Raw genomic sequence first — 11,542 nt, 5'->3', positions numbered from 1 at the left:
GCCGACGACGATGCGACCGGTCCTGCTCAACAGCTGCGCGCGGGCGGCCACGGCGGCGGAGGCCCGGTTCCGGATCGACGCGCCGATCGTCCCGTCCCGGGGCGCCCGGGTGTTCGCGCTGGACGGGCCCGCGGAGGAGATCGTGCGAAGGATCGCGGCGCGGCCGTGGGCGACCGCCCGGTTCTTCGGGCACGCCGGCGACGGGCGGGTGCGGCCGCTGGTCGGAGTCTCCACAGTGGACATCTCGGCGGAGCTGGACGGTGCCGACGTCGCGGTGCTGGTCGCCACGTCACCGGACGGGGCGCGGGCGGCGGCCGCGGTCGGCGAGCACTGCCGGGCACGCGGCACCATGACCGCCGGCCTGGTGGTCGACGGCGGCGCCGGCGCACTCGACGCCGTCGCGATGCTGCGGCCGTACGCCCGGGTGCTGCTGCTGACCGGCGACGAGGACGACATCGCCGCGGTGCTGACGGCGCTGCGCGCGTGACGGCACGGATGGAGGGCCGCGATGGCAGATGAGGTGACGCTCCCGCGGCTGCACGGGATGAAGGCGCGGGGCGAGAAGATCGTCGGTGTGGTGGCCTGGGACTACCAGATCGCTCGGATCGTCGACCGCGCCGGTGTGGAGATCGTCTCGGTGGGCGACACGGTCGGGGTCAACATGTGGGGCCACCGCACGCCGTTCGAGGTCACGATGGAGGAGATGGTGACCGTCTGCCGGGCGGTGCGGCGCGGTGTCACCCGTGCTTTGGTCAGCTGCGACTTTCCGTACGGGCCGCTGCAGGAGGGGGCGGACAGCGCGGTGCGGGCGGCGATTCGGCTGGTCAAGGAGGGCGGCGCCGACCTGGTCAAGCTGGACGGGGCCGCGGACTTCCCGGAGGCGGTCCAGGCGGTGACGCGGGCCGGCATCCCCGTGTTCGCGCAGTTCGGCATCACCCCGCAGACCGCGCTGCGGTACGGCGTGATCTACTCCGCGGAGCCGGGCACCGGGCAGGAGGTGCCGGCGGCGATGACCGAGCGGATGGTGGCCGAGGCGAAGCTGCTCGAGTCCGCCGGTGCCGCACTGCTCAACTTCACCAACTCCGGCCCGGTCGCCGGGCCCGCGGTGGTCGCGGCGGTGGGGATCCCGGTGCTCGGCGGCTTCGGCGGCGGGCCGTGGCTCGACGGCCGCATGCGGATGGCGGCGGCAGCGCTCGGCTACTCAGCGTCCTCATTGGACAGGGACGACCCGCCCAGCGCCTACGCGAACGTGGCCCAGGTGGCGTTCGACGCGATCGGCGCCTACGCGGCGGACGTGCGCGCCGGGCGGCACCTGCGCGGCGTGCGCGGCTGACGGAGGACCGGTATGCCCACTGTGGACCTCGACGGGATCGCGACGCACTACGAGGTCGTCGGGGACGGCCCAGCACTGCTGATGTTCGCACCCGGTGGCTTCAACGCGACGGCCGACAACTGGCGCCGCCACGGCGTCTACCGCGGGCTCAACCTGGTGCCCCGGCTCTCGACGGAGTTCCGCCTCGTGCTCTTCGACCGGCGCGAGTCGGGTCGCTCCGGCGGGCGGGTGCAGAGTCTGTCCTGGCACGACTACGCGGTGCAGGGCAAGGCGCTGCTGGACCATCTGGGCCTGCCCCGGGCGCACCTGATGGGCGGCTGCGTCGGATGCTCGGTGGCGGTCGAGTTCGCCGTGCGGTACCCGGAGGCGACCGACCGCCTGGTCCTCTACTCGCCGGCCGGCGGCGTCCGGTACCGGATGCTCCAGCACGCCCGCTTCGCCGAGCACGAGGTCTTCGTCCGCGGCGCCGGGCCGAGGGCCGTGGTCGACCTCGTCCGGGCCGGACGGGCGGGGTTCAGCGAGGACGCCCGGGTCGGCCCGTGGGCGCCGGTGATCAGGTCGGACCCGGCCTTCGCCGCGGCGTACGCCGCCCTCGACCCGCAGTGGTACCTGCTCGTGCTCCGCGGCACCGCCCGCACCCTTTTCGACCGCGACACCGTACCGGGCCCCGAGCCCGAGGAGCTGATGCGGGTGGCCGCGCCGGCGCTCGTCGTGCCGGGGGAGGACACCTCGCACGCCCCCTCCGCAGCGCGGTACCTGCAGGAGTGCCTGCCCGCCGCCCGTCACTGGGACATGCGGGTCGCCGGCCAGACCGAGGAGGCCACCATTCCGGTGCTGCTGGACTTCCTGCGCGGCTAGCTTCCGGCCGCGAAGAGGCTCTCCGCCGCGGGGGCGCGAGTGAGGATCCGCTGCCGCAGGGCGTTCTCGATCAGCTCGTCGATCATCGGCCGGTTGGCCGCCACGCCGTACGGGAGTGGATCGGCGCGGGTCTCGCGCATCACCCGCGCGTACATGGCGTCGGTCGGATCGGCCACCACTCCATCCGCCAGCCGCCGCACGTACGCCTCCTTCGCCGCCGTGAACGCCCGGGTGAGCGCCGTGGCGAGGGAGGGGTGTGCGGCGAGCAGGTCGTCGCGGACCACGACCAGGTGGTTGATCGGGTAGAGCCCGCCGGTGCGCAGCGCGGCGTACCCGGCCTCGTCCGGGTCGGGAACCAGCGGCACGATGTCCGGGCCGTCCGCGCCGACGCCGACCGCCGCGTCGACGTCGCCGTCGAGCAGTGCCCGTTTCAGCGAGCGTCCCGGGCCGAGCGGAGCCACGTTCGCGGGCGGCCGGTACGCCTCGACGTGTTCGTCGCCGGAGGGCACCCAGGTGACCCGGTCGAGGTCGACGCCGTACTCCCGGGCCAGCACCGCCCGCGCCCAGACGCCGGTGGTCACCGTGTATCCGCGGTTGACGCCGACCCGCCGCCCCTCCAGGTCCTTCGGGTGCCGCACCGGGCCGCCGGCCGCCCGGACGATCGCGCCGTGGTGGAACCCGCGCACCAGGAAGACCGGCAGCGCGGTGAACGGCACGCCGTGTTCGCGGGCGCAGAGGTACGTGGTGAACGCCATCTCGCAGACGTCGTACGCCAGCTCCCGCACCATCCGGCGGAACGCGTCGACCAGGACCGGCACCTCCTCGAACGCGAGCGTGAAGCCCTCGACCGGCACCCGCCCAGACGTGACGTCGGCGTTGTTGCCCTGAGTGCGGGTCACCGCGCGGAGTGTCGGCGCCACCATCGCCTCCCGATTGGCCGATCTTGAGTTTGACTAATGGTTAGACCATACTATGCTGGTGACGGAAAAAGTACTCGCCGCCGTGCGGACCGGCGCGCGCGCCATCGAGATGCGCGAGTTCCCGCTTCCTGAGATCCCCGCCGACGGGGCGCTGATGCGGGTCGAGGTCGCCGGCATCTGCGGCACCGACGTGAAGATGTACGCCAAGCCGGTCATCCAGGAACCGGTCATCATGGGCCACGAGAACGTCGGGACGATCGTCCGCGCCGGCCCGGACTTCGTGCGCCGCAAGGGTTTCCGCGAGGGCGACCGGGTCTTCGTCGAGCACTACGTGCCCTGCTTCGCCTGCGACTGGTGCCACCAGGGCGAGTACCGGCACTGCGTGGCCACCGACTGGCGGACCAACCCGGACGCCCGCCGCTATGGCTACACCTCCGCTACGAACCCGTACCACCTGTGGGGCGGCTTCGCCGGCTACATGTACCTGCCGTGGAACGCGGTGCTGCACCGGATCCCCGCCGACCTGCCGATGGAGCTGGCCGGCATCCTCACTCCGCTCTCCAACGGAATCGAGTGGGCGCTCTTCGACGCCGGTGTCGGGTACGACAGCCGGGTGCTCGTGCAGGGTCCCGGCCAGCAGGGCCTGTCGCAGGTGGTGGCGTGCAAGCAGGCCGGCGCCTCGCAGATCATCGTCTCCGGCACCGCCCGGGACGCCGCGCGGCTGAAGCTCGCCGCCGACCTCGGCGCCGACCACGTGATCGACGTGGACGCCGAGGACGTGCGCAGCCGGGTCGCCGAGCTCACCGGAGGCCGCGGCGTCGACGTGGTGCTGGACTGCACGGCCGGCGCCGGCACCGGCCCGGTGCTGCTCGGCGTGGACGTGCTCAAGCGGCGCGGCGGCACGCTGCTGATCCAGGGCGAGCTGGCGAGCTTCCCGGACTTCCCGGTCAAGCTGATGACCGAGAAGGCGATCACCCTCAGGAGCGCGCGGGGCCACAGCTACCGCTCCTGCGAGCTCGCCGTCGCCCAGCTCGCGTCGCGTCGGTTCCCGTTGGAGCGGCTGACCACGCACACGTTCGGCATCGACGCCGTGCCGGAGGCGATCCGCAGCGTCGGCGGCGAGGCGGGCGAGGACGTCGTCCACGTGTCCGTGCTCCCGTGGGGCTGACCGTGTCCACAGTGGTCCGCGGCGCACCCCGTCCCGCCCCGGAGATCCTGGCCGCCTGCGCGGCACTCGACGTCGCCACCGTGCACGAGGCGCAGGGGCGCACCGGGCTGCTCTCCTCGGCGCTCCGCCCGATCTACGCCGGCGCCCACGTCGCCGGGAGCGCGCTGACGATCAGCGTGCCGCCGGCCGACAACTGGATGCTGCACGTCGCGATGGAGCTGGTCCAGCCCGGCGACATCCTCGTCGTGGCGCCCACCTCGCCGTGTGACGCCGGCTACTTCGGCGAGCTACTGGCCACTGCCGCCCAGTACCGGGGAGCGGTGGGGCTGGTCATCGACGCCGGCTGCCGCGACGTCGCCCGGCTCACCGCGATGGGCTTCCCGGTCTGGTCCCGGCACGTCAGCGCGCAGGGCACGGTCAAGGAGACGCTGGGCAGCGTCAACGTACCGGTGGTCTGTGCCGGGCAGGCGGTCGCACCCGGCGACGTGGTGATCGCCGACGACGACGGCGTGGTCGTGGTGCGGCGTACGGAGGCCGCCGCGGTGGCCGAGGCCGCCCGAGACAGGGACGCCCGGGAGGCGCGGACTCGCGCGCGGTACGCGACCGGCGAGCTCGGCCTCGACATGTCCGGCATGCGCGAGCGGCTGCGCCGCAAGGGACTGACCTATGTGGACCACGCCGCGGAGGGCACCGGATGATCATCGACTGCCACGGTCACTACACGACGGCCCCCGCGGCGCTGGACCGCTTCCGCGCCGCTCGCCTCGCCGCCGGCGGTGAGAGGGTCTCGCCACCCTCCATATCGGACGACGAGATCCGGGAGAGTGTCGAGGGAAAGCAGCTCGCGCACATGGACGAGCGCGGGATCGACCTGACGCTGTTCTCGCCCAAGGCGTCCGCGATGGGCCATCACGTGCCCGGCCCCGCAGCCGCCGCGGAGTGGGCCCGGGTCAGCAACGATCTGGTCCACCGGGTGGTGGCGCTGTTTCCGCGCCGGTTCGCCGCCGTGTGCCAGCTGCCGCAGACGCCGGACGGCTCCCTCGACGAGCCGGTGCGCGAGCTGCGCCGGTGCGTGGCGGAGCTTGGCTTCGTCGGCTGCAACCTCAACCCGGATCCGTCCGGTGGCTTCTGGTCCGGCCGGCCGCTGACCGACCCCGCCTGGTACCCGCTCTACGAGGCGCTGGTCGAGCTGGACGTGCCGGCGATGGTGCACGTCTCCGCCTCGTGCAACCCGAACGCGCACACGCTCGGCGCGCACTACCTCAACGCCGACACGGCCGCCTTCGTGCAGCTGATGGGCAGCGACCTGTTCACCCGCTTTCCTGGACTGCGACTGGTCGTTCCGCACGGCGGGGGCGCGGTGCCGTACCACTGGGGGCGGTTCCGCGGGCTCGCCGAGCGGTACGGCTGGCCGGACCCGTCGGCGTTGCTCTCCAACGTCTGGTTCGACACGTGCGTCTACCACGAGCCGGGCGTACGGCTGCTGCTCGACGTCATCGGGGCGGACAACGTGCTCTTCGCCTCCGAGATGCTCGGCGCCGTACGCGGTGTCGACCCGAACACCGGCGGCGCGTGGGACGACACCCGGCGGTACGTCGAGCGCCTCGACCTCACCCCGGAGGACCGGCAGAAGGTCTACGCCGGCAACGCGCGGCGGGTCTACCCGCAGCTGCCCTACTGAGCGGCCGGTACGGCGGCGGTCGGGGTGATGAGCGACCTGAGGCTCCTGGTCGGGTCGGCGGCCGGCTCCGGCGGGATCGAGGCGCCACGGGCCAGGGCCGCCCGGCCGGCCACGTAGTCAGCGGGAGCGTTGACCGAGTGGATGGCGACGAATGACCCGCTGCGGTAGTACAGCACCGAGAAGCGTTCGTCCCCGGGGTCGCCGCGCAGCACGTGGCGGTCGTACCCGTCGGTGAGTCCGGCCATCTGCAGCTTGAGGTCGAACTGGTCGGACCAGAACCAGGGCACCTCCTGGTTCGGCTGGGGTTGGCCGGCGAGCGTTGCCCCGGCCGCGCGGGCCTGCGCGATGGCGGCTGGCACGCTCTCCAGCCGGATCCGCTGGCCGGGGCGGGTGGGATGCGGCGCGGCGACGCAGTCACCGGCGGCCACGATGGACGGTCGCGACGTGCGGCCGCAGGCATCGACGAGCACGCCGCCGTCGCAGGCGAGGTCGAGATCCGTGGCCAGGTCGGTGCGGGGCACCACGCCGATACCCACGACCACCGTTTCGGCGGGCAGCACGGTGCCGTCGGCGAGCGCGACGCCGGTGATCCGCCCCTGCCCGCCGAGGAACTCCGCGACGGCCGCGCCGAGCCGCACCTCGACCCCGCGCCGCGCGTGGGCCTCCTGGAAGAACGCGGACACGGCGGGCGCGACCACGCGGGACATCGCCCGGCCGGCCGCCTCGACGACGGTGACCTTCGCACCCAGCGCGGACGCTACGGCCGCGGTCTCGAGACCGATGAAGCCACCGCCGACGACCACGAGGGTGGCCCCCGCGGTGAGCCGCTGCCGCAGCCGTGTCGCACTGTCCAGGTCGCGCAGGTGCAGCACGCCATCGAGGTGCGCGCCCGGCACCTCGAGCCGGCGGGGGCGGGCGCCGGTCGCCAGTGCGAGCCGGTCGAAGGGGAGCGTCCGGCCGCCTGCGGTGCGCGCGCGTCCGGCGCCGTCCGCGTCCACCTCCAGGTGGGTGACCCGCTCGCCGGTTACCAGGTCGATGCCGTGTTCCCGGTAGAACTCCGGCGTGCGCAGATGCAACGTGGTCGCGTCGGCCTTTCCGGTCAGGAACGCCTTGGACAGCGGCGGCCTCTGGTACGGAGGATGGTTCTCCGCCCCGACCAGCGTCACCGGTCCGCGGTAGCCGGCCCGGCGGAGCGAGACGGCGAGCTGCACGCCGGCCTGGCTCGCCCCCACGACCAAGGCGCCGCCCGTCACAACCGCTCGTCCGCTGTGTGCACGACGAGGCCGTCGAGCTCCTCGGTCAGAGCGATCTGGCAGGCCAGCCGGCTGGACTCGCGCCGGTCGCTGACGCCCAGGTCGAGCAGGTCCTCCTCCACGTCGTTGGGCGGACCGACCCGCGATTGGAAGGCGTCGTCGACGTACACGTGGCAGGTCGCGCAGGAGGCGTTGCCGCCGCACTCTCCGACGATTCCGGGGATGCCGTTGCGCACCGCGACCGCCATCAGGGAGTCGCCCGTGCGGGCCTCGACAGCCCTGGCCACGCCGGAAGGGCCGAGGAAGGTCACTCTGGGCACGAAACGGTCACCTCTCGCGGTATGGAAACGCGACTAAGAATGGGCTAACCATACTACCAAACCTGGATCATCACAATGCAGTGGGTCTCTTGCCCAGGAGCTCGGATGGTGCATCGCAAGCCCGAGTGACGTGCGTGTTGCGGCTGCGCGTCACGGACCGTCGGTGTCGAAGGGTGGCACGAAGGAGCCGTCGGCGAGTGGGTCGTCGTTACGGAAGACGAGTTCGGAACGGGCGGTGATCCATGCCGATCCGGTCACTCTGGGCGTGATGGCGGGGCGGCCTGACGGGAGGACGAGCTTTCGCACGACCTCGGTCGTGAAGGTTGTGCCGAGCACGCTGTGGTGATCGAACGTATCGCCGATCGCGAGGGCGCCCGCGGCGTGGAGGATGGCCGTGCGGGCAGATGATCCGGTGCCGCAGGGGGAGCGGTCGAATCCGAGCTGGGTCGACGTCGCCAGGTTCGTCCCACTCCTGGCGCCCTCGGTGGTGGTCCACAGCAGCTGCGGAACGAACGTGGGGCCGTCCGGCTCGTCCGGATGCTCGGGAAGTGAGGCATTGATGGCGGCCCGGATGCGTTCCGACAGCGCCATCAGCCGGTGGACCTGGTCGAGGGCGATCGCCAGGCCGAGGCTGGAGGCGTCGGCCACGGCGTACCAGAGACCTCCGTACGCGAGGTCGTAGCGGACCTCACCCAGGCCTGGCACGGCGACGACCTTGTCGGTGGCGAAAGCGTACGACGCCGCATTCTCGAAGCTCACGTGCCGTACCCGGCCGCGCTCGACGGTCGCGGCGACTCGGACGAGTCCGGCGCCCGTCTGCACCGTGAGTTCGGTCGTTGGCTCTGACGCGGCCACGACACCCTCCTCGATCAGCGTGGTGACGGTGCCGATGAGTGCGTGCCCGCACATGTCCAGCTGGCCGAGCGCGGAGAAGATCAGCACGGCGATGTCCGCCCGCGGATCGTCGGGCTGCACGGGCACGACGGCGTGCCAGGGTGCCCACCCGCGCGGCTCGCCGACAACGGCGGAGATCAGCCGGGGATGGCGCGCGTGCAGCGCGTGCGAGCGTTCGGACAGCGTGGCGCCAGGTAGCGAGTCGAGACCGTTGAGGACGACCCGGGTGGGTTCGCCCGCAGTGTGCGAGTCCACGACGATCAGCGACTCACCTGCGGATGTTTCGATGATGTGCTCCCTTGTTAACGGCACGTCAATCTGTGGCCAGGGGCCTCTGGAGCTCTTGCCTGCGATGCATGCGACAGATATATCTGATGCTAGCAAGAAGATGTATTTGACGCTGACATCATCTCGGGGGCATCGCCCGCCGCCCGCACTGCAGCTTTTCGAGCAGCAAGGGAGCCGCTCATGTCCATCAGGTCCAAACGACTTCTCGGTGGTGCCGCCGCACTGGCCGTAGCCGCCGCAGCGCTGGCTGCTTGTTCGTCCGACTCCGGGGAGGCTCGCGGCAACGCCATCGTTCAGGCGATCTCCGGGGACCCTTCGACGCTCGACCCCCGGCTCTCGTTCGAGAAGCGGTCAGCCCAGTACGTGGCGAACGTCTACGACACGCTCGTCGGGTTCAAGTTGACCAAGAACGACGAGGGTCTGCTGGTTGCCGACTCCGAGGCGCCGACCGGAGCACTCGCGGAGACCATCGAGGTCAGCGAGGACAAGCTGACGTACACGTTCCGCCTGCACGAGGCGACGTTCCACTCCGGCAACCCGGTCACCTCCGCGGACGTCCGGTGGAGCTTCGAGCGAGCCTGGAAGCTGCAGGAGGGCGGCTGGTTCGACCTCAAAACGATCGGCCTGTCCGACCCCAGCACCCAGATCACGACTCCTGACGAGCGCACCGCCGTCATGAAGATGACGCGGACCACGCCGTTCACGCTCCAGATGCTCGCCAACCCCACGATCGCGATCTACGACTCCAAGTTGATGAAGGAGAACGCCACCGGGGACGACCCGTGGGCGCAGGACTACCTAGCTGACCACGATGCTGGGTCGGGCCCGTACAAGCTCGAGTCGTTCGAGCGCGGTGTGTCGCTCACCCTCAGTCGCTTCGACCAATACTGGGGTGCGAAGCCCGAGGCGGACAAAGTTGTGATGCAGGTGGTGCCCTCGGCCTCCGACCAGGTCGCACTGCTGAAGAACGGTGACATCGACATCGCCGCCGAGCTGCCCAGCGCATCGCTGAAGGAGCTGACCTCGGCCGACGGCGTGACCATCCACGCGAGCAAGTCCAACCAGCAGGTCAACCTCATGATGAACAACGCGGTCGGGCCGACCGCCGACGTCAATGTCCGCCGCGCGATCAGCTATGCCGTGCCGTACGACGCGATCGCCGCCAACGTCTACGGCGGCTACGCCGATGGGCCTTCCGGTCCGATCCCGACCGGCATGCCGGGCTTCGACGAGGACGCTGCCCTTTACAAGGAGGACCTCGATGCCGCGAAGCGAGCGCTTGCGGCGTCGGACCACGCCGGCGCCTTCAGCATCCCGCTCACCTACGACAACTCGGTGACCGGATACGAGGAGATCGCCATCGCCGTCCAGCAGGCTTTGGGCAAGATCGGCATCACCGTCGAGACCAAGCCCGTGACGACTGCCCAGATGAACGAGGCATTCTTCAGCGGCAAGACCGAGCTCTTCATCTTCAGCGCGCTGTCCTGGGTCAACAACCCCTCCTACCATCTCGACCTGTACTGGGCGACCGGCTCGTACGGCAACAAGATCAGTTACACGAACACCCAGGTGGACAGCGTCAAGGAGAAGGCGTTCCAGCAGCCCGTCGGCTCCGAGCCCTTCAAGGCTGAGGTCGCCGAGATCCAGAAGCTCATGCTGCAGGATGCTCCCGCCGCCTGGTTGGGACAGGTCAACTGGACGCTGGGCACCACCGACCGGATCGTGAGCTACGAAGTGCGAACCGATCAGATCATCCGGTTCGGCACCATGGACCTGGCTGGCTGACGAGGGATCGCAGCAGCCATGGTTGGATACACTGCCCGTCGCGTGGCGTGGGTTGTCCCGATCCTTCTCGGGGTCGCTACCCTCACGTTCTTCGTCTCGAGGGCGATGCCGGGGGACCCGGCGAAGATCTTCGCCGGGTCCCAGGCGACCGACACCGCCATCGCTGCGATCCGTGCCCAGTTCGGCTTTGACAAGCCGCTGGGGGTGCAGTATCTCGACTATCTGGCCGGGCTCGCGCGCGGCGACCTCGGGACGTCGGTCCGGACCGGCCACGGTGTTCTCGACGATCTGATGGGGCGGTTCCCCGCGACCATCGAGCTGATCCTCGCCGCCCTGACCGTGGCGTTGGTGATCGGCGTCCCGCTGGGCGTCGCCGCTGGGGCAAGCGCACGACGTGGTGCCGAACGCTTCGCCCGGGGAGTCTCGACACTCGGAGTGTCCATTCCCGAGTTCTGGCTCGGCTTGCTCTTGATCGTCGTCTTCTACTCCAGCCTCGACATCGCTCCGGCACCGGTCGGGCGGCTCGACATCGGGGTGCTCGCGCCGGACGGCGTGACCGGCCTGATCACCGTTGACGCACTGCTCGCCGGTGACCTCGAGGTGCTCGGCAACGCCGCCGGCCACCTCCTGCTCCCCGCCCTCGCCCTGGGTCTCCCCGCCGCGGCTCCCATCATCCGGCTGAGCGCCGAGGCCACCGCGTCGCTGCTGCGCTCGGATCACCTCTTCTACACGCGCGCCATCGGAACACCGCCGCACGTCGTCTACCTCAAGCACGTGCTGCGCAACATCGCACCGATCGTGACGACGATGACCGCGCTCATCTTCGGCTTTCTGGTCGGTGGCGCGGTGGTGGTCGAGGAGGTCTTCGCCTGGCCTGGCGTCGGCCTCTACGCGATCGACTCGCTCCATTACAACGACTACGCGGCGGTCCAGGGCTTCGTCCTCCTGGCGGCGGCCGTCTACATCCTGCTGTTCCTCGCCGTCGACCTGGTCAACACCTATCTCGATCCCAGGAAGAGGCTCACATGAGTGGTGAAGTGAG

12 protein-coding genes are annotated in these 11,542 nt (G+C 70.8%); 8 read left to right on the top strand and 4 right to left on the bottom strand.

Translation table 11 applies throughout. The annotated features are described in order from the left end of the window. The first annotated feature begins 10 nt into the window (after positions 1-10). Genes RB614_RS30660 through RB614_RS30650 form a run of 3 tightly spaced genes read left to right on the top strand, consistent with a single transcriptional unit; the run spans position 11 to position 2,191 of the window. Entirely contained in the window at positions 11-487 is a 477-nt protein-coding gene (locus RB614_RS30660) for a hypothetical protein (RefSeq protein WP_308716169.1), read from the top strand. A gap of 21 nt (positions 488-508) precedes the next feature. Beyond that, a complete protein-coding gene (locus tag RB614_RS30655) occupies positions 509-1,333 on the top strand; it encodes a 3-methyl-2-oxobutanoate hydroxymethyltransferase (RefSeq protein ID WP_308716168.1) in 825 nt (274 codons plus the stop codon). Between the two features lie 12 nt (positions 1,334-1,345). Beyond that, positions 1,346-2,191 (top strand): alpha/beta fold hydrolase, encoded by an 846-nt coding sequence (locus RB614_RS30650; protein ID WP_308716167.1) that lies wholly within the window; start codon positions 1,346-1,348, stop codon positions 2,189-2,191. Here the strand turns inward: RB614_RS30650 and RB614_RS30645 are convergent. Then, positions 2,188-3,090 carry an ABC transporter substrate-binding protein gene (locus RB614_RS30645; RefSeq protein ID WP_308716166.1) on the bottom strand — a complete coding sequence of 301 codons (903 nt, stop codon included), beginning with the start codon at positions 3,088-3,090 and terminating at the stop codon, positions 2,188-2,190. The genes RB614_RS30650 and RB614_RS30645 overlap by 4 nt on opposite strands. A gap of 79 nt (positions 3,091-3,169) precedes the next feature. Here RB614_RS30645 and RB614_RS30640 point away from each other — a divergent pair, with 79 nt between their 5' ends. The 3 genes from RB614_RS30640 to RB614_RS30630 are packed head-to-tail and all read left to right on the top strand — an operon-like array spanning position 3,170 to position 5,960. After that, a complete protein-coding gene (locus RB614_RS30640) occupies positions 3,170-4,279 on the top strand; it encodes a zinc-dependent alcohol dehydrogenase (protein WP_308716165.1) in 1,110 nt (369 codons plus the stop codon). Further along, positions 4,270-4,977: a 4-carboxy-4-hydroxy-2-oxoadipate aldolase/oxaloacetate decarboxylase gene (locus RB614_RS30635; RefSeq protein ID WP_308716164.1), complete on the top strand. Its 708-nt coding sequence runs from the start codon at positions 4,270-4,272 to the stop codon at positions 4,975-4,977. Before RB614_RS30640 ends, RB614_RS30635 begins: the two co-directional genes overlap by 10 nt. Continuing rightward, complete coding sequence (locus RB614_RS30630) at positions 4,974-5,960, top strand: amidohydrolase family protein (protein WP_308716163.1); 987 nt, start codon at positions 4,974-4,976, stop codon at positions 5,958-5,960. The genes RB614_RS30635 and RB614_RS30630 overlap by 4 nt, the downstream gene beginning before the upstream one ends. Here the strand turns inward: RB614_RS30630 and RB614_RS30625 are convergent. The 3 genes from RB614_RS30625 to RB614_RS30615 all read right to left on the bottom strand — a co-directional run bounded on the left by RB614_RS30625 (position 5,954) and on the right by RB614_RS30615 (position 8,811). Further along, positions 5,954-7,213 (bottom strand): NAD(P)/FAD-dependent oxidoreductase, encoded by a 1,260-nt coding sequence (locus RB614_RS30625; RefSeq protein ID WP_308716162.1) that lies wholly within the window; start codon positions 7,211-7,213, stop codon positions 5,954-5,956. The genes RB614_RS30630 and RB614_RS30625 overlap by 7 nt on opposite strands. After that, positions 7,210-7,533 (bottom strand): 2Fe-2S iron-sulfur cluster-binding protein, encoded by a 324-nt coding sequence (locus RB614_RS30620; protein WP_308716161.1) that lies wholly within the window; start codon positions 7,531-7,533, stop codon positions 7,210-7,212. Before RB614_RS30620 ends, RB614_RS30625 begins: the two co-directional genes overlap by 4 nt. Before the next feature lie 150 nt (positions 7,534-7,683). Further along, positions 7,684-8,811, bottom strand: coding sequence for a proline racemase family protein (locus RB614_RS30615; protein WP_308716160.1), 1,128 nt, complete (start codon positions 8,809-8,811; stop codon positions 7,684-7,686). Positions 8,812-8,895: 84 nt separating this feature from the next. On the opposite strand from RB614_RS30615, the gene RB614_RS30610 reads away from it, so the two are divergent. Beyond that, a complete protein-coding gene (locus RB614_RS30610) occupies positions 8,896-10,500 on the top strand; it encodes an ABC transporter substrate-binding protein (protein ID WP_308716159.1) in 1,605 nt (534 codons plus the stop codon). Positions 10,501-10,518: 18 nt separating this feature from the next. Next, a complete protein-coding gene (locus RB614_RS30605) occupies positions 10,519-11,529 on the top strand; it encodes an ABC transporter permease (RefSeq protein ID WP_308716158.1) in 1,011 nt (336 codons plus the stop codon). Positions 11,530-11,542: the final 13 nt, after the last annotated feature.

The organism is Phytohabitans maris, assembly GCF_031085175.1.
GTDB classification, from domain to species: Bacteria; Actinomycetota; Actinomycetes; order Mycobacteriales; family Micromonosporaceae; genus Phytohabitans; species Phytohabitans maris.
The sequence above is the reverse complement of the archived record's forward strand: the minus strand, read 5'-3'. Positions and strand labels throughout refer to the sequence as shown.